The organism is Rhabdaerophilum calidifontis (assembly GCF_008641065.1).
GTDB lineage: Bacteria > Pseudomonadota > Alphaproteobacteria > Rhizobiales > Beijerinckiaceae > Rhabdaerophilum > Rhabdaerophilum calidifontis.
Map to the genome: position 1 here is coordinate 99,003 of NZ_VTRS01000007.1, position 21,040 is coordinate 120,042.

Sequence of the window (21,040 nt, forward strand, 5' to 3'; positions counted from 1 at the left end):
AGCGATCCGGGAGCGGATCTCCCTTGTCTTGTCCCATCCTTGTCTGAGGCGGCCGGAACGACGCGGCGGCGCGGGCGTCCGGCCTTGCCGCGGCCCTGCCGCGCGGGGATTGCGGCGCGGCGGGCGCTCGGCGAAAGGCTGAGCGAGGCCGCCGCGGCCGCCTGGCGGGCCGTTCCGCCGGCCGATCTGCGCCGGCCCACGCGCAGCCGCGCCGAGATCGCGTTCGCGCGGCAGGCGGCGATCTATTTTGCGCATGTGATCTTCGGCGCGACGCTGACCCGCGCCGGCGGTATTTTCGGCCGCGACCGGACCACCGCCCGCCATGCCTGTTCGCGGATCGAGGATCAGCGCGACGATCATGCGATCGACCGGTCGATCGACCTGCTGGAACCGGCGATCCGGTACTGGTTCGCGGCCTTCGCCGCGGAGGGCGATCGATGAGCGGCGCGCAGGGCCCCATTCCGGGCGCCGGTCCCGGTGCCGTCGCTGCCGATTACGCGCGCCACGCGGCCCGGCTTCTGGCCCGGCTCGCGGAACCCGGACTCCATGCCGAGCGCCGGGAGGATCGGGTGGTGCTGGTGCGCGGGCCCGGCGCCGTCGCTACGGCGACCGGGATCCCGGCCGGCGCGCTCGCCGATCTCCTGCATTGCGGCGCCGTGCGCTGCGAGACGCGGCAGGGGCGGGCGCGCTTCCTCATCACCGAGGAGGGGCGGGCGCGGCTCCGGCGCGCTGCCGCGGAGGATGACGGTTTCGGCGCGCAGCACCGGCGGATCGAGACACGGGTCATCGCCGAGAACGGCGCGGGAGAGACCGTCCGGATCAATGTCCGGGAGGATGCGCTGAGCCTGATCCGGCATGGCCGGCTCGCGACGCGCTTCCTCGGCGCGGCCGAAATCGAGGCCGGTGAACGCCTGCGCCGCGATCTCGCCGCGGCGCAGATGATGCCGCGGGTCACCTCCGATTGGTCGCGGCTTGTGGTCGACGGCGTGGCGCCGGGGCGGGGGCTTTCGCTCTCCGAGGCGGCAATGGCGGCGCGCCAGCGGGTCTCGGCGGCGTTGGCGGCGGTTGATGCCGATCTGCGCGGCATCCTGATCGATGTCTGCGGCTTCGCGAAAGGGATCGAGACCCTGGAGCGCGAGCATGACGTGCCGGCGCGTTCGGGCAAGGTGGTGCTGGCCTTCGCCCTGCGGCAACTCGCCCGGCATTACGGGCTCAGAAATGCCGCCCAGGGCCCGCAAACTGCGCCGATCTGCGCCTGGGGAACCCCCGATTCCCGGCCCAGGCTCCGGGCAGGGTGAGGTCGGAGGGAGCTGCGGCGCGTCCCCGTTCAGCCGGCCCGCGCCGCCGCCTCGGCCTTGATCCGCGCGACCATGGAGGCGAGGCCGTTCGAGCGTTGGGCGGTGAGATGGTCCTTGAGGCCGATTTCGGCGAACACCGCCTGCGCGTCCAGGGCGATGATCTCGTCGAACGGCCGATCGTCGAACATCGCCAGCACCAGGGCGACGAGACCCTTGACGATCATCGCGTCGCTGTCGCCCGCGATCCGCAGCGTGCTGCCGTCCGGCCCCGGCCGCATCAGCAGCCAGACCTGGCTCGCGCAGCCCTGGACCCGGTTCGCCTCGGTATAGGCATCGGCCGGAAGCGGCGCAAGCCGGCGGCCGAGATCGATGAGATAGGCGTAGCGATCCTCCCAATCGTCGAGAAAGGCGAGATCGTCGCGGATGGCTTGCAGGGCGGCGTTGGCCGGCATGGGAAGGCTCCTCGGGCCGGCATATCGCGCCGGCATTCGGGGGGCTTGGGGCGGCGCGCGGCGGGCGTCAAGGGGCTCGCCCCGAGATCGGCGCGGCGTTCAGGCGCGGGGATGGGCCGGCCGCCGCGGCGGCAGCGGATAAGCGCCGGCCGGCAGGGCGAGGAGCGGTTCCGGCTCGGCCGTCTTCGGCGTCGCCGCGACGCGGGCGAGGCCGGCCGCCTGCCCGATGGTCTCGATGCAGCGCGCTGCCTGGTCCGCGCAGAGCCGGATCACGGCCTCCGGCGCGCGCTCGCGCAGGGTGCCGGCAAGTTCGACGCCGTCCTGCCGCGTGCGATCCGCGCCGTGAACGAGCGTGAGGGCGACGATCGCCGCCGAGATGCGCCAGAGCATGTCCGTCCCTTTCCGTCCCGGTCTCGGCCTAGCATGGCGGGGCTTGCGGCGGGCTGAAGCGATTGCACCGCATTTTATTCAATCGCCCGGCAGAGGCGGGGGACGCCCTGGAATCGCGGCGGGATCGCGATCCGCTCGAAGGGTATGGAGAGGGGTTGTTCACCATAGGTTTTAAAACCGCGCTTGATCGCGCCGGAACCGCCGCCCGGCGGGCTGGCGGGCGGCGGCTCTTAGGCTCCGTTTAAGGACCCGCACCGCAGGGTCTCGTGCGGGGTTGGGGCGAGACAGAACGGGAAGCCGCGTATCCATGGCGATTGATCCGAGGCAGGATCGGCGGGCGCATCCGGGCGCCGACGAGGCGGAGGAGGCCGTGTGCCGCGCGCGCCTTGTCGCGCGCGGCGCCGGTGTGCTCGCGGCCGCTGCGGCGCTCCTTCAGCCTTTCTTCACGCATGCCGCCGAAAGCGCCGCTCTGGCCGCGCCGGCGGCCGGGCTTCTCGTCTGGAATCTGCTCGGGCTGGTGCTGCATGTGCGTTTCGGGCCGCGCGGCGCCCCGGCGATGCTTGCCGCCGCCGGTTTCGCGCCGCTGATCGCCGCCGCCGCGGCGCCCTGGCCGGTGACCGCCGCGATCGGGCTTGTCGCGCTGAGCGATGCGGCGATCTCGGCCGAGGCACGCCCCGGCCCGCGCGCCCTGCTGCTCGGCCTTGCCGCGTTGGCCGTGGCGCTGACGGCCGCGATCCTTGTTCCCGCCGCCCTGCCGGTCCTGTTCGCGGCGCTGCTGCCGGTGCCGGTCGAGGCGCTCCTGCGCCGGCACCTTGGCCGTGCGGACCCCACGGCGCTCGGCGCCGAGATCCTGCGCCTGCGGGCCCTGCTCGCCGCGCAGGCGCGGGGGAGCGGCCGCCGCGTGGTGGTGACGGATATCGTCGGCATGATCGACCCCGTCCTGTCCGCGGCGGAGAGGGACGCGGCGGAAGCGGCATCGCGCGGAGCCGCGGAGGCGGAATCGCTTGTCGCCGCCACCCTGATCGCCGATCGCCCGATGCTGCTCGAGGCGCTGTCGCGCGCGGTGCACGGCGGCGTCGCGAGCCGCGATCTGGCGCTGCGCATGCTGGAGGCGCCGGCCGGGGCTGGTTACCCCGCGCCGCCGCGCTTCTCTGTCCGGCGGCTCGGCGTCGAGCCGCTGCCCGGTCTTGCCGGGCGCGCGATCGTGGTGATCGAGCGCGATGGGGAGGCGCCGGCGGCCGATGCCGCGCCGGGCCCGGTGGCGACGCTCGACCCGGTGCCGCTCCGGCGGGCACTGCATGATTGCGTCGCCCCCTTCAATGCCGGCCTCGGATTTCTCGACATGATCGCCGATCCGCAGCTCGCGCCGCGGGACATCGCGACCTATCGCGATTTCGCGGCCGAAGCGCATCGCGCCATCGCGGAGGCGCATCGCAACGCCGTCCTGCTCGGCCGTCTGCTCGATCTGGCACGCCATCCGCGCGCGGCGCGGGAGACGATCACACCCGGCCGGCTCGTCGGCGACGCGATCCGCGCGCTGCATCTGCGCCGGGCGGTCGAGATCGGTCAGATCCGCCTGGGCTCCGCCGAGGCGCTGCCGCCGGCCGCGCTCGAACCCGCCACCGCGCGGCTCGCGGTCGAGGCGCTGATGCGCCACGCTGCCGGGGCTGCACGCGCCGAGATCGTCTTCGCACGCGAGGGAGAGGATCTGGTCCTGACCTGCTACCGCGACGAAGGCGCAGACCCGGCCGCGCCGGACGGGCTCCAGGCCGAGATCGAGGCGGCGGCGGCGGCCGGCGGTGCGCTGGTCTTCGAGGACGGCGAAGCGGATGCGCGGCGGCTGCGCCTTCGCGGCGCCTATGCGGCGGAATGCCGGGCGGATGCGCCGGCGGTCCGGCTCGCGTCGTGAGGGGGAGGAGAACATGGTGGAACGCGAAGCCCCGATGAAGCCGCGCCCCGCCGGTGCGCCGCATCCGCGCCGGCCGCGGCTTGGCCGCGTGCTCACGCGCCAGCGCGCCATCCTGGCCGGGCTCGTGCTGTTTGCCGGCATCGTCGCGGTCAATGCGGTGGTGCTCCAGAACGACCGGCATCCCGCGCCGCTCTTCCGCACGCTGGCGCGCGGCGCCGACGGCGCGCCGCTGCCGCCGCTGCGGCCGGATGGCGGTTCCACCATCCGGCAGGCGGCCTTCACGCCGGTGCCGCTGGGCAGCGGCCGTGCCGAGCGGATCGAGAAGCCCGCCGATCGCGGGCAGGGCGAGAAGCCGAAATCCGCCGGCGAGGGCGGCGACGCGCTGGTGGCTGAGATCCAGCGCGAACTCGCGCGGCGCGGGCTCTACAAGGGCGAGGCCGACGGCCGGACCGGGCCGATGACCGTGCAGGCGATCCGCGATTTCCAGTTCGGCCAGCGCCTGCCGGTGGACGGCCGGGCGAGCGAGGAATTGCTGCGCGAACTGAGCGGCAGCCGGGCGACGATGAAGGACGAACTGCTCGACCTGCTGCGCAAATCGGTGGAGCCCGAGAAGCCGAACCGCACCGTTCTCGATGTCCAGCGCGCGCTGAACAAGGCCGGCTACGGGCCGCTGACCGAGGACGGCCAGCTTGGCCCCTCGACGCGGGCGGCGATCGCGAAATTCGAGACCGACCGCAAGCTGCCGCCGAAGGGCGAGCCGAAGGGACCGGTGCTTCAGGCGCTGGCGGCGGCGACCGGCATCGCGATCGCGCGCTGATGGCGCGGCTGACGAGCGATTTCTTCGTCTCCGCCCATCTGCGGCGCTGCGCCGCCGAGGGGGTTTTTGCCGCGCTGCGCCGCCGCGGCGGCGCGGAGGCCGGCGCGATTCTTGTCGTGGTCGACCGCCTCGACGGCACGGGGACGCTCTACGGCCCCGCGCCGCAAAGCAGTTACGGCGCGCAGGCGCCGGGGCGCGCCTTCTCCCGCCTTCACAAGGACGAGGTGCTCCCGCGCGCCGAGATCGAAGCGCGTCTCGTGCGCGAGATCGATTTCGACCCCGATTGCTGGATCATCGAGATCGAGGATCGGGGCGGGCGGCATTTCCTCGATCTTTCGCCGGAATGACGGCTCCGTTTCGGGACGCCCGTTAGGCCTCCGTTAACGATTTCCGCCGAGTTTGACGCTAGATGCCCGATTCGGAACGCCCGGCAGGCGTTGCCGTCGCGGCATCGAAGGAACTGGCCATGGGCGAAATCATCCGCTTGCGGCCTCATCTGGAGGCCAGACAGAAAAACGCCGCGCCCCAAGGCGCGGTGGGCGGGCGCACCGCGACGATCCTCCTTTTCCTTGGTGTTCGCTACGAGCGCCATGACGACCCGATTCTCGCGCCCACGACCCGCGATGCGCCGCGGGGCCGGCGGCGCAAGCGTGCGTAGCCTCGCGTTCCGCGTATCCGCGTTCCCGATTCCGTTCCGTTTCCGCATCCGGCGTCTCGGAGGCCCTCGCGATGGCGCGCCATCCTCTCCCGTCGAACCCGTCCCTCCGCGCTGCCTGCGGTCTCGCCACGGCGCTGCTGCTCGGCGGCTGCATCTCGACGACCGGTGATTTCGGTCGCCCGCAGCCCGGTTTCACCAACGACGTGCTGCTGCCCTTCACCGGCATGCTCGCCGCCAAGGCGCGGGGCGAACCCTCCTCCAGCTACGCGCTGACCGAGGACGAGAAGGTGCTGCGCAACCGCGCCTGGAACTTCCTGATGCCCGAGAACGACGCGCCGCGCGGCACATGGATGGAGCACAACCTCGCCTTCCACCGCATCCTGCCGCCGCGCTCCCAGGACGTGACGCTCTATCACCGCACAATCATGGGCGGGCCGCAATTCGGCGGCGGGCGCGGCCTCGGCGATTCGCCCAATCTGCGTGCGATCACCAGCCCCGGCGGCAATTTCAGATCGCTGACCTCGCGCTACAACCGGGTGCGCGATTCGATCGCGGCGGATCACGCGCTGATCCCCTATTTCAAGCTGGTCGCGAGCCAGGTGCGGCAGGCGGACCATATCCGTCTCCAGAGCCTCGGCCATGTCCGCTATCTGACCGAGGAGCACCGCGCCGAGGCGATCGCGCGCGTATGCGAGAACGCGATCATCATCGCGCGGGTCAACTGGGCCTTCTTCGACAAGGCCGAGCAATACCGCTATTCGCTCGAGCATCTGATCGTCGAGGGCCCGGAGCGCGAGGCGATTCCGGCCGAGCGGACGCTGATGGCGTTCGAGCGCGACATCGCCGGCTTCCGCAAGGATGCGGTGATTCCGCCGCAATGCCTGCCGGAGGCCGAGATGCCGCCGGTGATCACGCCGCGCCCGCTCGTGCGGAAATATTGACCCTGCCCTGAACCATCGCCTGCCGGTTCAGCCCGGCAGCGCCTCGCTGCCGCATTGCGCGCGGCGGAGCACGGCCTCCGCGCGCTCCCGCGCGCTGGGACGGTCGACGATCACCTTGAGGATCGCGAGCCCGGCAGGGCGCGGCGCGACGATGCGGATTTCCTCCACCGCCTGATCCTCCTCGTCGAGGCGGGTGATGCGGTCGAGCTGGGCCTCGGTCGCGAGCACGACATCGAGCGCCCCGCCGGTTGCCGCGCGGTCCGAAACGCTGGCGAAAATGCCGCGGCGCGGCAGCGCGAAGGTGATCGACAGGAAGGTCTCGGACAGCGGCACGCGGATGCGCACCGGCCCCTCGGCGAGATCGTAGCGGCAGACCGCGATCGCCATGGCCGGATCGGCATAGGGCCAGGACATGAGCGCCCGGCGATCGACCAGCGCCATCGCGTTGACCGGCGCCTCCTCGTCGAGGCGCGAGAAGATGTCCGAGCGCGCGAAATGCGGGAGGGCGAAGATCGCCGCGATATGCGTGATTCCGGCGACGATCATGAACAGCGCGGCGTGGAGGAGGATCGTCATGGCGCGCACCCGATCCGTTCGAGGCGCGGCAGCATGCGCGGATCGAGTTCGGTCGCACTGGCGCTGAGCGGGGTCTCGTAGAAGCGGAAAACGATGGTGAAGCGCCGCTGCGCGCGGGAGGAGGGCAGCCAGTTGCCCGGCAGCGGATCCGGCCCGATCTCGATCGCGAACCGCCCGTCCTGGTCGCGGATGATCTCGGCCGAGGTGAAGCCGTGCCGCTCGGCGAGATTGGCGACGAGGCGACCGGCGGAATCGGTGAGCGTCACCGTCCAGAATCGCGCGGGCGGAACGGGCGAGGAGAGCCGGTAATGGCAGGCGGTATCGAGCGGCTGCCCGCCGGCATCGCGGCTGGCACGCAGCGCATAGCCCTCGCCGGAGGCCAGCGGCAGCTCGCCTTCCGAGAACAGACGCGCGCGGGCATAGGGATCGATCTCGGCCGAGCCGACCCGCGGAGAGAATTCCCAAGGCCCGACATGGCGGGTGATCAGCGCCGCGCCGGGGCCGATCGCGCTGATCGTCAGCGCGATGCCGGCGGCGAACCCGGCGATGATGGTCAGCAGGACGAGAAGCGCGCGCATGGCCGGAACGTTCAGGAGCGTCGCGCGGGCTCTGTCGGCGCGGCGGAAAGCGGGCCCTCCGCCGGCTCTTCCGCGAGAAGCTCGATCTCCTTGAGGATCGCCCGGCCGCGATTGGTGAGGCGATAGGCGCGGCGGGCCTGGATCGTCGTCGCCTCGACGGCGCCGGCGATCTCGGCGAGCTTGGGGTCGCGCACCGGCCTGTCGGTCTCCGGCAGGCCGATCAGCGGCTTCAGTTCGACATCGAGATGGGCGAAGGCCATCACCTGCTGGAAGGTCATCGCTGGCAGCGAGCCGCCGGTCATGTTGTTGGTGGGGGAATAATCGTCGTTTCCGAACCAGATTGCGGTGGTGAAATTGCCCGAATAGCCGACATACCAGGCGTTACGGTATTCGTCCGTCGTGCCGGTCTTGCCGGCATGCGGCACGCCCGGCAGCGCCGCGCGGCGGCCGGTTCCCTCGGTCGGCACCTTGGAGAGCATGAAGTTGAGGTCTCGCGCCGCCTGCTCCGGCATCACCTGGGGATGGCGGTCCGGCTCATCCTCCACGCGGTAGAGCACGGCCCCGGCGGCGCTGAGGATCTCCCGCGCCGCATAGGCTTTCGCCCGCCTGCCGCCATTGGCGAAGGCGTTGAACCCGTTGGCCATGTCCACCACCGTCAGTTCCGAGGCGCCGATCGGCAGCGGCACCACGTCGCGCAGATTGGTCGTGAAGCCGAGCGCGCGGGTCAGGGCGATGACCTTCTTGCGGCCGCGGGCATGGGCCTTGTCGCTGGTCGCATCGCGGCCGTTCTGGCCGAGCAGTCCGGTCAGCTGCACGGGAATGGTGTTGATCGATTTCGCAAGCGCCACCGTCGCCGGCACCGAGCCCGCGAAGGAGCGGCCGTAATTCGCCGGGCACCAGGTGAAACCGGCATAGACGCAGGTCGGGCGGTCCGTCACCACGGTATCGGGGCGGATCAGCCCCTGCGCCAGCGCCGCGGCGTAGATATAGGGCTTGAACGAGGAGCCCGGCGGGCGCATCGCGATGGTCGCGCGGTTGAACTGGCTCTGGCCGTAATCCCGCCCGCCGACCATGGCCTTGAGGCCGCCATCGAGATCGAGCGTGACGATCGCGTATTGGCGCACGCCGTAAGTCGCGCCGTGCTGGCGCAGGATCGCCTCGGCGGCGCGCTCGGCATGCCGCTGGAGGCCGCGATCAATCGGTGTGCGCACCGTGAGGATGCGCTCATGGCCGAGCCGCCCGGCCAGGGCGAGCTGGCGCACCTCCTCGAAGGCGAAATCGAGCGCGTAATCGGCGATGTTCTCGTTCTGGCGCTCGACCGGCGTCGCGGGGTTGCGCAAGGCGGTCGCGATCTGGCCCTGGGTGAGGAACCCGGCCTCGACCATGTTCGAGAGCACGTCGGCCGCGCGGGCGCGGGCGGCGGGGAGGTTGATGGTCGGGGAATATTTCGACGGCGCCTTGAACAGCCCGGCGATCATCGCCGCCTCCGCGAGCGTGATGTCGCGGACATCCTTGCCGAAATAATGCTCCGCGGCCGATTGCACCCCGAACACTCCGTTCCCGAGATAGGCGCGGTCGAGATAGAGCTTGAGGATTTCGGGCTTGGTGAGCCGCGCTTCGAGCCAGAAGGCGAGGAACGCCTCCTTGATCTTGCGTTCGAGCGAGCGCTCGTTGGAGAGGAACAGGTTCTTCGCGAGCTGCTGGGTGATGGTCGAGCCGCCCTGCACCACGCCGTTGGCGCGAGCATTGGCCATCAGCGCCCGGGAGAGGCCGCCGATATCGATGCCGAAATGGTCATGGAAGCGGCGATCCTCGGTTGCGAGCGCCGCCTTGACGAGATGCTCCGGCAATTGTTCGAGCGGTACCGATTCCGAATGCAGGATGCCGCGCCGCCCGATCAACTCGCCGTTCTGATCGAGAAAGGTGACGGCGAGATCCTGCCGCTTCAGCCAATTGTCCTCGTCCACGGCGCGGAAGGCGGGCTTGGCCAAAGCCGTCATCAGCACGCCGCCGATTGCGGCATAGGTCAGCGCCTCGCAGGCGAAGGCCACGAGCGCGCGGCCGGCGGGGGAGGGTTCGAGCGCGTCGGAGGCATGGCGTATCCGCCACAGCCCCTCCTTGATGCGCTCGCCGAGCGCGTGCAGCGAATGTTCGAGCCAGGCGTCGAGATCGCGCGCCCGGCGGGCGATCTTCTCGGCAAGACTGATCTTCCGGAACTCGGCCATGCTATCAACCGCCTGCGACGCAAAGGATGTTTCTACTTCACCGCCTCCGCTCTGGCCAGTGTTGGCGCGGCATCGGGGGCTTGACCTCGGTGATAGGCCGGTGAATGGCAGATGGATGCCGGCCGATGCCCCGCCCTTCTGGAAAACCAAGCCCCTCGCGGCCATGAATGCGGCGGAATGGGAGAGCCTGTGCGATGGCTGCGGCCGCTGCTGCCTCATCAAGATGGAGGACGAGGACAGCGGGCAGTTCTATTTCACGGATGTCGCCTGCCGGTTGTTCGATGCCGGCACCTGCCGCTGCCGCGATTACGAGAACCGCGACGCATTGGTGCCCGATTGCGTGCGCCTCACGCCCGAGAATGCCGGCGCGCTCGGCTGGATGCCGCCGAGCTGCGCCTATCGGCTGCTGGCCGAGGGGCGGGATCTTCCGGCCTGGCATCCGCTTGTCAGCGGTCGGGCGGAGAGCGTCGAGGAAGCCGGCGCGAGCGTCCGGGGGCGCGTTTCCGGGCTGGAGGATGCCTTTACCCTGCCCGAACTCGTGGCGCGCATCCGGCAATGGCCCGGGCGCTGGCCGCGGCGGCGGAGAAATCCCCGCGATTAAGGTAAATATTCCTAGTATAGGAATTATATCGTTGACAGCGTCACGGCCTGACGCTAGGGTTCGGACACGCTCCCGAATTGCGGGCGGATGGCGCTCTCCGCCGCCGGAACCTTCCTCATGATCATTCTCGCGACGTCCGAGGGGGCGTCCGTCCCGGTTTGCACCGGGCTCATCCATATCGTCAGGGCTCGCGGCGACGCGGGCCCTTTCCTTTGCGGCGCCCCGCAGCCGGGGCGTCTGCCGGGCAGGGACAACGAGACCATGACCAGCATGAGACCCGAAGAGGCCGGGCACGCGGCACCGCCCCCCATCCGCCGGGCGCGCCCGGCGGGCCGCCGCCGCCTCGTGGCGCGGCTGTGGCGGACGGCCGAGCGGCAGGTGGCCGAGATCGAGACGCGGCTTCAGGCGGCGGAGACCGATCCCGCCCATCTCGAGCGCGATGCCAAGACGCTGGCGATCCTCGCGCGGACGGTCCGCGACCTCGTCGCGCTCGAGGTCGAGGCGGCGGAGGCCGCTGCGCCGGCGCCGCGACGCAGCCGCCTGATCGCCGATTCGCGAATGCCCGCCCGCGGCGAGGCCGGAGACAGCACGGATGACGCAGGCGAGGCCCGAAACCTCGAAGATTTCCGCGCCGAGCTTGCGCGACGCCTTGATCAGCTGCGTCGAGAGCGGCCAGGGGAGGCACCTGCTTGAAGGGCTCCGCGGCGGCGACCTCGTCTGGTTCCTGACGGACTGGCTGCTGTTCGCGCGGCCTGACCAATTGCCGCCGGAAACGGCGCGGGGCGGCGGCGACTGGAGCACCTGGCTGGTGCTCGGCGGCCGCGGCGCCGGAAAAACCCGCACCGGCGCCGAATGGGTCCGGGGGCTGGCGCTCGGACGCCCGCCCTTCGCGGCGCGCCCCGTCGGCCGGATCGCGATCATCGGCGAGACGATGCAGGATCTGCGCGAGGTGATGGTCGAGGGCGTCTCCGGCCTCCGCGCCATCCACCCGCCGGCCGAGCGGCCGGTCTGGCATGCCTCGCGGCGGCGACTCGAATGGCCCAACGGCGCGGTGGCGCAGGGGTTTTCGGCGGAGGATCCGGAATCGTTGCGCGGCCCGCAATTCGAGGCCGCCTGGTGCGACGAACTCGCGAAATGGCCGCATGCTGCGGAGGCCTTCGACATGCTGCAATTCGGGCTGCGGCTCGGCGCGCGACCGCGGCAGGTGATCACCACCACGCCGCGGCCGACACCCTTGCTCAAGCGCCTCGCGGCCGACCCCCGCACGGCCCTGAGCCATGCGCCGACCCGGGCCAATGCCGCCAATCTCGCGCCGAATTTCCTGGCTGAGATCGTCGGCCGCTATGCCGGAACGGCGCTCGGGCGCCAGGAACTCGACGGCCTGTTCATCGAGGAGCGGCCGGACGCGCTGTTCCGGCGCGAGGCGATCGAGGCCGGCCGCTGCGCATCGCCGCCGGCGCTGGCGCGGATCGTCGTCGCGGTCGATCCGCCGGCGGGCGGGCGGCGCGGCGGACGCTGCGGCATCATCGTCGCGGGACGGGACGCGGCGGGGCTCGTCTATGTCGTCGAGGACGCCTCGCTCGAATCGGCGCCGCCGGAACGCTGGGCCGCGCGCGCCATCGAGGCCTATCGCCGCCACGAGGCCGATGCGCTCGTCGCCGAGATCAACCAGGGCGGGGCGATGGTCGCGAGCGTGCTCGGCGCGGTGGATGCCGCCGTGCCGGTGACGCCGGTGCGCGCGCGGCGCGGCAAGCATGTCCGCGCCGAGCCGGTGGCGGCGCTCTACGCCCAGGGCCGGGTGCGCCATGCCGGATGCTTCCCGGCGCTCGAGGACGAGATGGTCGCCTTCGGCCCCGACGGGCTGGCGGAGGGACGGTCTCCGGACCGGCTCGACGCGCTCGTCTGGGCGGTGACGCATCTCGCGCTCGACGGCGAGGCCGGCGCGCCGCGGGTGCGGCGGCTGATCGGTTGAGCGGATTCTGTCGAAGGCAAGGAGACACGGATGCCTGGCATTCTCGGCCGTCTGATCGGCGGCAAGGGGCGAAAGAAGGCCGCGCGGCCGGCGCCCTTCGTGGCCTTTCATCAGCCCGCGCCCGGCCTGTTCCGCGAGCGTGCCGGCGCGGGGCTCGTCCGGGCCGGCTACCACCGCAACGCGATCGTTCACCGCTCCGTTCGCCTCGTCGCCGAGGCGGCCGCGAGCGTGACCTGGACGATCCTTGCCGACGGGGCCGAGCGGCGCGACCACCCGGCCGAGCAGCTGCTGCGCCGGCCGAACCCGCGCCAGAGCGGACCGGAGCTGATGGAGGCGGTCTATGGCCATCTCCTGCTTTCCGGCAACGCCTATTGCGCGCTGCTCGCCGAGGCGGATGCGCCGCGCGAGATCCATGTCCTGCGCCCGGACAGGGTCTCGGTCGTCACCGGCCCGGATGGCTGGCCGGCGGGCTATGAATACGCGGTCGGCGCTTCGGTGACGCGCTTCGGGGTGGAGCCGTCCGGTCTGTCGCCGATCCTGCATCTGCGGCTGTTCGATCCGCTCGAAGATCATTACGGCTTCGCCCCGCTCGCGGCGGCGCAGGTCGCGCTCGAGATGCACGAGGCCGCGAGCCGCTGGAACAAGGCGCTGCTCGACAATTCCGCGCGCCCCTCCGGTGCGCTGGTTTATGCGAGCCAGGGCAACGACAATCTTTCGGACGATCAGTTCGACCGGCTGAAGGCCGAGCTGGAAACGGCGTTCCAGGGCTCCGGCAATGCCGGCCGGCCGATCCTGCTCGAAGGGGGGCTCGACTGGAAACCGCTCTCGCTGACGCCCAAGGACATGGATTTCCTCGAGGCGCGGGCCGGTGCGGCGCGCGAGATCGCGCTGGCGCTTGGCGTGCCGCCGCTGCTGCTCGGCCTGCCGGGGGACAATACCCACGCCAACTATGCCGAGGCGAACCGCGCCTTCTGGCGTACGACGGTGCTGCCGCTCGCCTCGCGCACCATGGCGGCGATGGCGCATTGGCTCCAGCCGCTCTTCGCCGAGACGCTGCGCTTCGAGCCCGATCTCGACCGGATCGAGGCGCTGGCCGCCGAACGCGCCGCATTGTGGAAGCGGGTCGGCGAGGCGCCCTTCCTCACCGAGGAGGAGAAGCGCGAGGCGCTCGGCTACGGCCGCCGCACGGCTCCCCTGACCGGAACGGGCCGGGAGGAGGCATGAGCGCGGTCACGGAATTCGTGCTCTCGCGCGGGGATCTCGCCGATCTCGCGCTGTTCCTCTGGGCGAGCGGTGCCTCGGCGCTGCTGGTGCAGGTGCTGCGCGAGAACGCCGCCGCCAACCGGCGCTTCGACGCCTTCCTGCGCGAGCTCGCGCGCTTCAACGCCCGCCATGGAGATATCGAGCCATGATGCTGCCCCGCCTCTCCCTTTGCAGGCGGAAAGGGGCTGAACGCCCCGATCCGCGCCACGCGGACCTGATCTTCCGCCGCTTCTTCACGCTGATCGGCCGCCTGGAGCGGCCGCAGCGCGCCGCGCCCGAGACCAAGGCGCGCATCACGCGCCTTGACGATCCATCCCATCGCCCGTCCTGACCCGGATTTCCCGATGACGAAGCTTCCCGATTTCGGCCGGCTAACCTCCCCACCGGCCGGAAGAGGCGTCCGCGCGCCTGCCCCCTCCCTCAAGCGCGCGGACGCCGACCTTCTCCCGCCCGATGCCGCCGGCGAGTTCGAGGGCTATGCCTCGGTCTTCGGCGTGATGGATCTCGGCCGCGACGTCGTGCTGCCGGGCGCCTTCCGCGCGACGCTGGAAAGGCGCGGCGCGCGGGGGGTGAAGCTGCTCTGGCAGCACGATCCGGCGCAGCCGATCGGCGAATGGCGCGAGATCCGCGAGGACCGGCACGGGCTCTATGTCCGCGGCGCGCTCGATCTCGGCCATGCGCGGGGGCGCGAGGCGCTGCGCCTGATGCGGCGCGGCGCCGTGGACGGGCTGTCGATCGGCTATCGCAGCGAGGCGGAGCGGCGCGATCCCGCGACCGGCCTGCGCCGGCTCGAACGCGTCGATCTCTGGGAAATCTCGCTCGTGACCTTCCCGCTCCTGCCGCAGGCCAGGGTGCGCTCGGTCAAGGCGGCGTGGGCCGCCCTCATGCCGCGCCGAGGCGGCGCGGCGACTTCCGCCGGCTGGCCGGCATTCCAGCAAAGGACCTGAACCATGGACCATCAGAACGAGGCGCAGGCCGCGCCGGAGACCAAGGTGCTCGAGGCTTTCGAGGCCTTCCGGGCCGCCAATGACGAACGGCTCGCCGAGATCGAGCGCCGCCAGGGCGCCGATATCCTGCTCGAGGAGAAGGTCGACCGCATCGGCCGTGCGATCGATCGCCTCGCCACATGGTCGCGCCGGCCAGCGCTGGCGCCGATGCCGGGGCGCGAGGGCGGCGATGTGCTCGAGCACAAGACCGCCTTCGACGCCTATATCCGCACCGGCCAGGGCGAGGCGTTGCGCCTCATCGAGGCCAAGGCGCTGAACGGCGCGATCGCCCCCGATGGCGGCTATCTCCTGCCGCCGGACGCCGAGGCTGGCATCCTCGCCCGCATGGCCTCGCTCTCGCCGATCCGCTCGGTGGCGAGCGTCCGCCCGCTCGCGAACATCTCGCTCAAGAAGGCGGTCTATCCCGTGGGCGCCAATGCCGGCTGGGCGACGGAGACCCCGCCGAGCAACACGATCGGCGCCTCGAGCTATGGCGAGATCACCTTCAACACGATGGAACTCTTCGCCCAGCCGGCGGCGACGCAGGCGATGCTCGACGACGCTGCCGTCGATGTCGAGGAATGGATCGCCGACGAGATCCTGATGTCCTTCGCGGAGCAGGAAAGCGCGGCCTTCGTCAACGGCGACGGCACCAACAAGCCCAAGGGGTTCATGACCTATCCGAAGGTCGCGGACAGTGCCTTCACCTGGGGCAATATCGGCATGATCGCCACCGGCGTCTCCGGCGCCTTCCCGGCCTCCAACCCCTCGGACACGCTGGTCGACCTCGCGCATGCGGTGAAGAGCGTCTATCGCCAGAACGGCGTCTTCGTCATGAACCGCAAGACGCAGAACGCGATCCGCAAGTTCAAGGATGCCTCGGGCCAGTATCTCTGGGCGCCGGCGACGACGCCCGGTGCGCGGCCGAGCCTCATGGGCTTCCCCGTGATCGAGAGCGAGGACATGCCGGACATCGCCGCGAACAGCCATTCGGTTGCGTTCGGCGATTTCCGACGCGGCTATCTCGTGGTCGACCGGATCGGCATCCGCGCGTTGCGCGATCCCTATTCCGCCAAGCCCTATGTGTTGTTCTACACCACGAAGCGCGTCGGCGGCGGCGTCCAGGATTTCGAGGCGATCAAATTGCTGCGCTTCGGCACCTGAGCCGTCAGGGCGCGGCGGCGCTCCGCCCCCAGCGGCCGAGCACGCCATCAATCCAGCCGGCCTGCGGCGCGACGCGCACCGCCTGTGCCGTCGTGCCGCAGCTCTTCGCGCGGCCGAACGCCTCGCGGCCATAGACCACGCCGACGACGAGCCGGTCCTCCAGGACCGGACCGCCGGAATCGCCGGTGCAGACGGCGAAATCGTCGAGCCCGGCATCCGGCGTGTAGCCGAGGCGCATGAAGCGCGGGTAGAAGCGCGGCAGAACCGAGACGCGGGCGCTGCGCAGGGTGCCCGCGCTTTCCTCGAGGCCGTCGACCGCGAGGCCGAACCCCGCGATCACCCGCCGCGCGCCGACGGCATGCCCGCCCGCGCCGCGGTCGATCGCCATCGGCAGGAAGCGGGCCGGAAGCTGGCCTTCGAGCCGGATCAGCGCGATGTCGATCGAGACGCGCGAGCGCGGCGAGAAGCCGGGATGGATCGCCTTCGCCGCGACACGCTGAAGGACATGCGAGCCGTTCTCGGGATAGGCGACCGCGATCCGCTTGTTGCCGGCGACGCAATGCGCCGCCGTGAGGATGATGTCGCGCGCGATGGCGGTGCCGGTGCAGGCGCCGTGCCGGTTCCGCTCGTTCGAGAGCACCATGACGAGATGCGCACCGAGCCCTGAATCCGGCCCGGACGCCCGCCCGCCAAGCGCCCACGCCTCCGGCACGGCCGCGGCGAGCACCAGTGCGAGAACAGCGAAGCGGCGAGCCTTGATCACGGGCCGGACCTTGGCACCGGACCGGGCCCCGCGCAAGCGCCATGCGGCGCTGTCGAGAGGATGGTTGCGATGATACCCGTTTTGATCGAGGGGCCGGCGCTGGAGCCGGTGACGCTGGCCGAGGCGAAGCTCTGGCTGCGGCTCGACGGCCCCGACGAGGACGATCTCGTCATGGCGCTGATCGTGGCGGCCCGGCTGATGGTCGAGGCCGAGAACGGCCAGGTGCTGATCGGTCAGAATTGGCGCCTCGTCGGCGATCGCTGGCCGGAAGGCGGGCTGATTCCGGTGCGGATCGGGCGGATTCTGGCAGTCACCGGCGGGCGCGTCTTCCCGTCGGAGGGGCCGGCGGTGCCGATCGCGGCCGATCGCTTCACCGTGTTCCCGCATGCCGATCCGCCCGGGATCCTGCCGCTGGAAACGCCCAATCCCGGCCGGGTTGCCTCCGGGATCGAGATCGACCTGCGCCTCGGCTTCGGCGAGACGGCCGGCGCCGTGCCCGAGACGATCCGCCTCGCGATCCGCCGCCTGGTGATGCTCTGGTACGAGAATCGCGGCGATGCAGGGGATGTCGAGGCCGGGCTGCCGCCCGCGATCCGCGCATTGCTCAAGCCGTTCCGGCGCTTCCGCCTGGGGAGCGCGCGATGAGTGCGGCGCGGCGGATTGTTGCCGGCGGCCTGCGCCGGCACCGGATCGTGGTCGAGGCGCCGGCCGAGATCCCCGATGCGCTCGGCGGCGCCCGGCCGGGCTGGGCGGTGCTCGCGACCCTGTGGGCGCGGATCGAGGCGACGGGCGGGCGCGAGCCGGTGGAAGCCGGCCGGGCCGAAGGCCGGACGGAGACGCGCATCACCCTGCGCCACCGGCCCGGCATCGATCCCCGGATGCGGTTCCGGCTCGGCGCGCGGATCTTCCTGATCCGCGCCGTGTTCGATCCGGACGGACGCCGCCGCGACCTCGTCTGCCTGTGTGAGGAGACGACGCCATGACCGTGCCGCTCCACCCGATCCTGAGCCTCAAGGCGGCGCTGCGGACGCGGCTTCTCGCCGATCCGGATCTCGCGGCCTTGATCGGAGGCGCCGTGCATGACGCGCCGCCGCGCGGCCTCGACCCGCCCTATCTCGCCCTCGGCGATGCCCGGCTGACGGAGAACGGCGCAAGCCTTGCCGAAGGTGCGATCATCGATTGCGAACTCGTCGGCGTGACACGGGAGCGCGGCAGCGCCGGCGCGCTCGAACTGGCTGCGGCGGTCGCTGCTGCCCTGGCGGACCCGCTTCCCGTGCTGAGCGCGCATCGGCTCGTGGCGCTCGATCTCCGTCAGGTCGAAACCCGGCACGATCCCGCTTCCGGCCTCACCCGCGCGATCCTCCGGTTTCGCGCCTTCACCGAACCAACCTGAACCCGACGGGGGATTCCATGGCGGCGCAACGCGGCAAGGATCTGCTTCTCAAGGTCGATGACGGAACCGGCCTTCTCGTAACCGTGGCGGGGCTGCGCACGCGCCGCCTTGCCTTCAATGCCGAGGCGGTCGACATCACCCACTCGGAATCGGCCGGACGCTGGCGCGAACTGCTCGACGGCGCCGGCGTGAAACGCGCGAGCATCACCGGCGCCGGCGTGTTCCGGGACGCGGCCTCGGATGCGCTGATCCGCCAGATCTTCTTCGACGGGCTGATCCGCCGGTTCCAGGTGGTCCTGCCGGATTTCGGCACGATCGAGGGGCCGTTCCAGGTCGCCGCATTGGATTTCCGCGGTGAGCACCAGGGCGAGGTCACGTTCGACATGACGCTCGAGAGCGCCGGCGCGCTCGTCTTCACCGCGCTGTGAGGGCGAAATGGCGAACAGGCATCGTGGCGAGGTGACGCTTGTGCTCGACGGCACCCGCTTCACCCTGCGCCTGACGCTCCAGGCACTGGCCGAGATCGAGACCGCGCTGGAGCTTCCCGGCCTCGGCGCGCTCGGCGCCCGGCTCGGCGGCGGGCGGCTCTCGGCGCGCGACCTCGCGATCGTGCTCGCGGCCGCGATCCGCGGCGGCGGTGCGGCGATCGATGATGAAACGGTGGCCGCCCGCGTGGCGGCCTCGGACCTGCCGGCGGTTCTTGCGGCGCTCGGCGTGCTGTTCGAGGCGAGCTTCGCGGGGGAGGCCGGCGCGGCGCGCCCCCCGGACCCTCCGCTGCCGGCGGCGCGGGGAGCCTGAACCCGGACGCGGATGCCGGCCTGCCCTGGCCGGACATGCTCGCCTTCGGGCTCGGGATCCTCGCCCTGCCGCCGGATGCCTTCTGGCGCCTGACGCTGCCGGAATTCCTCGCGGCGCTCGAAGCGCGCACCGGCCGTCGCCGTGCCGTGTCGCCGCTCGGACGCGCCGAATTCGCCGCGCTGATGGCGCGCTTTCCCGATGATTCCGTTCCGATTGCTGCAAGGAGCCATCCCCATGGCGCATGATCTCGACGAGGCGGCCGAGGCCCTGGGCGGGCTTGGCGACCATATGTCCCGGCTCGACCAGCTCGCGACCCAGTTCGGCCGCTCGCTTTCGCGCACGCTCGCCTCGGGCATCGCGCAGGGCCGGAGCTTCGACGACATCCTCCAGCGGCTCGGGGAGCGGCTCGTCGAACTCTCCCTGCGCGCGGCCTTCAAGCCGCTGGAGACCGGGCTCGGCTCGGTCTTCAACGGGATCAGCGGCGCGGTTTCCGGGCTGTTCGGCGGCGGTGGTGGCGGCGAGGGGCTTTTCTCGGGCGGTACCGGGGGCGGGGAGGCGGGGTTCGGCGGGCTGTTCGGTGGCGGCGGCGTGACCGTCAACATGGCGGTCTCGACGCCGGACGCGGAGAGCTTCCGCAATTCCGAGGGGCAGATCGGTGCCGCGCTCGCCCGCGCCGTGACGCGCGGCCAGCGCAATCTCTGACGGAGGACAGGATGAGCATCGCCGGCTTTCACGAGGTGCGCTTCCCGCTCGATATCGCGCTCGGCGCGCGGGGCGGGCCGGAGCGCAAGACCGAGATCGTCACCACCGCCACCGGGCGCGAGGAGCGTAACGCGCGCTGGGCGCATTCCCGCCGCAAATACGATGCCGGCTACGGCGTGAAGACCATCGCCCGGCTCGCCGAGATCGTGGCCTTTTTCGAGGAGCGGCGCGGCCGGCTGCACGGCTTCCGCTTCCGCGACCGCCTCGACTGGACCTCGGCGCCCGGCAACGCCGCGCCGGGCCCACTCGACCAGGCGCTCGGCACCGGGGATGGTGCCCGTGTCGAATTCGCGCTTCGCAAGACCTATGGCACGGTCTTCGCCCCCTATTCCCGCCCGATCCTCAAGCCGGTCTCGGGGTCCGTCCGGGTGGCTGTGGCCGGGATCGAGGCCGTGGCGGGAACCGCATTCCATGCCGATGCGGCGAGCGGGATCGTCACCTTCCAGCCCGGCCATGTCCCGCCCCCCGGCGCGGCGGTGACGGCGGGCTTCGTGTTCGATGTGCCGGTGCGTTTCGACACGGATTTCCTCGAATTCGACCTCTCCGCCTTCGAGGCGGGGGCGATCCCCTCCATCCCGCTCGTCGAATTGAGGGCCTGACCATGCGCATGCTGCCCCCCGTTCTCGCCGCGGGCCTCGCCTCCGGCGTGACCACGCATTGCCGCTGCTGGCTGCTGACGCGCCCGGACGGCTTCGCGCTGGGCCTGACCGATCATGACCGCGACCTCGTGATCGACGGCCGGACCTTCGAGGCGCAGGGTGGCTTCGAGGCGAGCGCGACCGAGGCGGGCGCCGGGATGGCCGTTACCGGCGGCGAGGTGGCGGGCTCGCTGTCGAGCGCCCGCATCCTGCCCGAAGAGATCGAGGCCGGGCTCTATGACGGCGCCGAACTCCGGACCTATCTCGTCGACTGGTCGGCTCCCGCGCTCGATGGCCTGATCGAGGTGGCGACGCTCGGCGAGATCCGGCGGCTCGACGGCCGCTTCGTCGCCGAGACGCGCAGCGCACTGCACGCCTACGACCAGGCGCGCGGCCGGCTCTTCGCCGCCGCGTGTGACGCCGAACTCGGCGATACGCGCTGCGGGATCGGGCTCGGCGGCCCGCCCTATCGCCTCGACGGGGTGATCGGGGAAACGGACGGATCGCTGACCCTTGCTGTGCCGGCGCTTGCCGGCAGCGCCACCGGGCTGTTCACCCGCGGGCTGCTGCATTTCATCTCCGGCGCCAATGCGGGCGGCTCGGCCCTGATCAAGGAGCACCGCCCGGGCGGCGTGCTCGTTCTGTGGCAGCCGCTGGTCCGCGCGATGGCGCTCGGCGATTCCGTTACTGCCAGGGCCGGCTGCGACAAGCGTTTTGCGACCTGCCGCGACCGGTTCGGCAATGCCGTGAACTTCCGCGGCTTTCCCCATATCCCGGCGCCGGATTTCGTGCTGACCTATGCCCGGACGGGCGAGGGCCGGCATCTCGGCCGGCCGCTGGTTGCGTGAGGGCGGCC

30 protein-coding genes are annotated in these 21,040 nt (G+C 71.3%); 24 read left to right on the forward strand and 6 right to left on the reverse strand.

Going from position 1 to position 21,040, the window contains the following annotated elements; translation table 11 throughout:
* Positions 1-84 precede the first annotated feature (84 nt).
* Entirely contained in the window at positions 85-441 is a 357-nt protein-coding gene (locus FWJ24_RS11980) for a helix-turn-helix domain-containing protein (protein WP_166443689.1), read from the forward strand.
* A complete protein-coding gene (locus FWJ24_RS11985) occupies positions 438-1,298 on the forward strand; it encodes a DUF6456 domain-containing protein (RefSeq protein WP_150288077.1) in 861 nt (286 codons plus the stop codon). Before FWJ24_RS11980 ends, FWJ24_RS11985 begins: the two co-directional genes overlap by 4 nt.
* 29 nt (positions 1,299-1,327) lie before the next feature.
* Here FWJ24_RS11985 and FWJ24_RS11990 read toward each other — a convergent pair whose 3' ends face one another.
* Together FWJ24_RS11990 and FWJ24_RS11995 are read right to left on the reverse strand one after the other, a co-directional pair.
* Positions 1,328-1,750, reverse strand: coding sequence for a SufE family protein (locus FWJ24_RS11990; RefSeq protein ID WP_150288078.1), 423 nt, complete (start codon positions 1,748-1,750; stop codon positions 1,328-1,330).
* A gap of 99 nt (positions 1,751-1,849) precedes the next feature.
* The gene (locus tag FWJ24_RS11995; protein ID WP_150288079.1) at positions 1,850-2,140 is read right to left on the reverse strand and encodes a hypothetical protein; all 291 of its coding nucleotides are present in this window, start codon (positions 2,138-2,140) and stop codon (positions 1,850-1,852) included.
* A gap of 307 nt (positions 2,141-2,447) precedes the next feature.
* Between FWJ24_RS11995 and FWJ24_RS12000 the strand changes: the two genes are divergently transcribed.
* The 5 genes from FWJ24_RS12000 (at position 2,448) to FWJ24_RS12020 (ending at position 6,465) form a co-directional block, all read left to right on the forward strand.
* Positions 2,448-4,049 (forward strand): hypothetical protein, encoded by a 1,602-nt coding sequence (locus FWJ24_RS12000; RefSeq protein WP_150288080.1) that lies wholly within the window; start codon positions 2,448-2,450, stop codon positions 4,047-4,049.
* A gap of 16 nt (positions 4,050-4,065) precedes the next feature.
* On the forward strand, positions 4,066-4,866 hold the full coding sequence (locus FWJ24_RS14830) for a peptidoglycan-binding domain-containing protein (protein WP_150288081.1): 801 nt from the start codon (positions 4,066-4,068) through the stop codon (positions 4,864-4,866).
* The gene (locus FWJ24_RS12010) at positions 4,866-5,213 is read left to right on the forward strand and encodes a DUF1491 family protein (RefSeq protein ID WP_150288082.1); all 348 of its coding nucleotides are present in this window, start codon (positions 4,866-4,868) and stop codon (positions 5,211-5,213) included. The genes FWJ24_RS14830 and FWJ24_RS12010 overlap by 1 nt, the downstream gene beginning before the upstream one ends.
* Before the next feature lie 62 nt (positions 5,214-5,275).
* Positions 5,276-5,524 (forward strand): hypothetical protein, encoded by a 249-nt coding sequence (locus tag FWJ24_RS12015; RefSeq protein WP_206110838.1) that lies wholly within the window; start codon positions 5,276-5,278, stop codon positions 5,522-5,524.
* A gap of 71 nt (positions 5,525-5,595) precedes the next feature.
* Positions 5,596-6,465, forward strand: coding sequence for a hypothetical protein (locus FWJ24_RS12020; RefSeq protein ID WP_150288084.1), 870 nt, complete (start codon positions 5,596-5,598; stop codon positions 6,463-6,465).
* Positions 6,466-6,492: 27 nt separating this feature from the next.
* On the opposite strand, the gene FWJ24_RS12025 is transcribed toward FWJ24_RS12020, so the two are convergent.
* Genes FWJ24_RS12025 through FWJ24_RS12035 form a run of 3 tightly spaced genes read right to left on the reverse strand, consistent with a single transcriptional unit; the run spans position 6,493 to position 9,844 of the window.
* The gene (locus FWJ24_RS12025) at positions 6,493-7,041 is read right to left on the reverse strand and encodes a DUF1254 domain-containing protein (RefSeq protein ID WP_150288085.1); all 549 of its coding nucleotides are present in this window, start codon (positions 7,039-7,041) and stop codon (positions 6,493-6,495) included.
* On the reverse strand, positions 7,038-7,619 hold the full coding sequence (locus tag FWJ24_RS12030) for a DUF1214 domain-containing protein (RefSeq protein ID WP_150288086.1): 582 nt from the start codon (positions 7,617-7,619) through the stop codon (positions 7,038-7,040). The genes FWJ24_RS12025 and FWJ24_RS12030 overlap by 4 nt, the downstream gene beginning before the upstream one ends.
* An 11-nt stretch (positions 7,620-7,630) precedes the next feature.
* Positions 7,631-9,844, reverse strand: a complete 2,214-nt coding sequence (locus FWJ24_RS12035; RefSeq protein ID WP_150288087.1) for a transglycosylase domain-containing protein — start codon at positions 9,842-9,844, stop codon at positions 7,631-7,633.
* Positions 9,845-9,959: 115 nt separating this feature from the next.
* Between FWJ24_RS12035 and FWJ24_RS12040 the strand changes: the two genes are divergently transcribed.
* The 8 genes from FWJ24_RS12040 to FWJ24_RS12075 all read left to right on the forward strand — a co-directional run bounded on the left by FWJ24_RS12040 (position 9,960) and on the right by FWJ24_RS12075 (position 15,830).
* Entirely contained in the window at positions 9,960-10,445 is a 486-nt protein-coding gene (locus tag FWJ24_RS12040) for a YcgN family cysteine cluster protein (protein ID WP_150288088.1), read from the forward strand.
* A 261-nt stretch (positions 10,446-10,706) separates the two neighbouring features.
* Positions 10,707-11,138 carry a hypothetical protein gene (locus tag FWJ24_RS12045; RefSeq protein WP_150288089.1) on the forward strand — a complete coding sequence of 144 codons (432 nt, stop codon included), beginning with the start codon at positions 10,707-10,709 and terminating at the stop codon, positions 11,136-11,138.
* The gene (locus FWJ24_RS12050; protein ID WP_150288090.1) at positions 11,038-12,417 is read left to right on the forward strand and encodes a DNA-packaging protein; all 1,380 of its coding nucleotides are present in this window, start codon (positions 11,038-11,040) and stop codon (positions 12,415-12,417) included. The genes FWJ24_RS12045 and FWJ24_RS12050 overlap by 101 nt, the downstream gene beginning before the upstream one ends.
* 30 nt (positions 12,418-12,447) lie before the next feature.
* Positions 12,448-13,641, forward strand: coding sequence for a phage portal protein (locus FWJ24_RS12055; protein ID WP_150288091.1), 1,194 nt, complete (start codon positions 12,448-12,450; stop codon positions 13,639-13,641).
* Positions 13,638-13,829, forward strand: a complete 192-nt coding sequence (locus FWJ24_RS12060; RefSeq protein WP_150288092.1) for a hypothetical protein — start codon at positions 13,638-13,640, stop codon at positions 13,827-13,829. Before FWJ24_RS12055 ends, FWJ24_RS12060 begins: the two co-directional genes overlap by 4 nt.
* Positions 13,826-14,011, forward strand: a complete 186-nt coding sequence (locus FWJ24_RS12065) for a hypothetical protein (protein WP_150288093.1) — start codon at positions 13,826-13,828, stop codon at positions 14,009-14,011. Before FWJ24_RS12060 ends, FWJ24_RS12065 begins: the two co-directional genes overlap by 4 nt.
* Before the next feature lie 13 nt (positions 14,012-14,024).
* Positions 14,025-14,627: an HK97 family phage prohead protease gene (locus FWJ24_RS12070; RefSeq protein ID WP_150288094.1), complete on the forward strand. Its 603-nt coding sequence runs from the start codon at positions 14,025-14,027 to the stop codon at positions 14,625-14,627.
* 3 nt (positions 14,628-14,630) lie between these two features.
* Positions 14,631-15,830 (forward strand): phage major capsid protein, encoded by a 1,200-nt coding sequence (locus FWJ24_RS12075; RefSeq protein ID WP_150288095.1) that lies wholly within the window; start codon positions 14,631-14,633, stop codon positions 15,828-15,830.
* A gap of 4 nt (positions 15,831-15,834) precedes the next feature.
* Here FWJ24_RS12075 and FWJ24_RS12080 read toward each other — a convergent pair whose 3' ends face one another.
* Positions 15,835-16,593, reverse strand: a complete 759-nt coding sequence (locus tag FWJ24_RS12080; protein ID WP_150288096.1) for a S1 family peptidase — start codon at positions 16,591-16,593, stop codon at positions 15,835-15,837.
* 69 nt (positions 16,594-16,662) lie between these two features.
* Here FWJ24_RS12080 and FWJ24_RS12085 point away from each other — a divergent pair, with 69 nt between their 5' ends.
* From FWJ24_RS12085 to FWJ24_RS12125, 9 genes are read left to right on the forward strand one after another with little or no spacing between them, the layout of a single operon-like run.
* The gene (locus tag FWJ24_RS12085; protein ID WP_166443690.1) at positions 16,663-17,238 is read left to right on the forward strand and encodes a head-tail connector protein; all 576 of its coding nucleotides are present in this window, start codon (positions 16,663-16,665) and stop codon (positions 17,236-17,238) included.
* Positions 17,235-17,576, forward strand: coding sequence for a phage head closure protein (locus FWJ24_RS12090; RefSeq protein ID WP_150288098.1), 342 nt, complete (start codon positions 17,235-17,237; stop codon positions 17,574-17,576). Before FWJ24_RS12085 ends, FWJ24_RS12090 begins: the two co-directional genes overlap by 4 nt.
* Entirely contained in the window at positions 17,573-17,986 is a 414-nt protein-coding gene (locus FWJ24_RS12095; protein ID WP_150288099.1) for a DUF3168 domain-containing protein, read from the forward strand. The genes FWJ24_RS12090 and FWJ24_RS12095 overlap by 4 nt, the downstream gene beginning before the upstream one ends.
* 17 nt (positions 17,987-18,003) lie before the next feature.
* Positions 18,004-18,414, forward strand: a complete 411-nt coding sequence (locus FWJ24_RS12100; protein ID WP_150288100.1) for a phage major tail protein, TP901-1 family — start codon at positions 18,004-18,006, stop codon at positions 18,412-18,414.
* A 7-nt stretch (positions 18,415-18,421) separates the two neighbouring features.
* Complete coding sequence (locus FWJ24_RS12105; RefSeq protein WP_150288101.1) at positions 18,422-18,784, forward strand: GTA-gp10 family protein; 363 nt, start codon at positions 18,422-18,424, stop codon at positions 18,782-18,784.
* Between the two features lie 20 nt (positions 18,785-18,804).
* Positions 18,805-19,029 (forward strand): rcc01693 family protein, encoded by a 225-nt coding sequence (locus FWJ24_RS12110; RefSeq protein ID WP_342788615.1) that lies wholly within the window; start codon positions 18,805-18,807, stop codon positions 19,027-19,029.
* Positions 19,019-19,486: a phage tail tape measure protein gene (locus tag FWJ24_RS12115; RefSeq protein WP_246155670.1), complete on the forward strand. Its 468-nt coding sequence runs from the start codon at positions 19,019-19,021 to the stop codon at positions 19,484-19,486. Before FWJ24_RS12110 ends, FWJ24_RS12115 begins: the two co-directional genes overlap by 11 nt.
* A 17-nt stretch (positions 19,487-19,503) precedes the next feature.
* Positions 19,504-20,145, forward strand: a complete 642-nt coding sequence (locus tag FWJ24_RS12120) for a DUF2460 domain-containing protein (RefSeq protein ID WP_150288137.1) — start codon at positions 19,504-19,506, stop codon at positions 20,143-20,145.
* Positions 20,146-20,147: 2 nt separating this feature from the next.
* A complete protein-coding gene (locus FWJ24_RS12125) occupies positions 20,148-21,032 on the forward strand; it encodes a DUF2163 domain-containing protein (protein WP_150288103.1) in 885 nt (294 codons plus the stop codon).
* Positions 21,033-21,040: the final 8 nt, after the last annotated feature.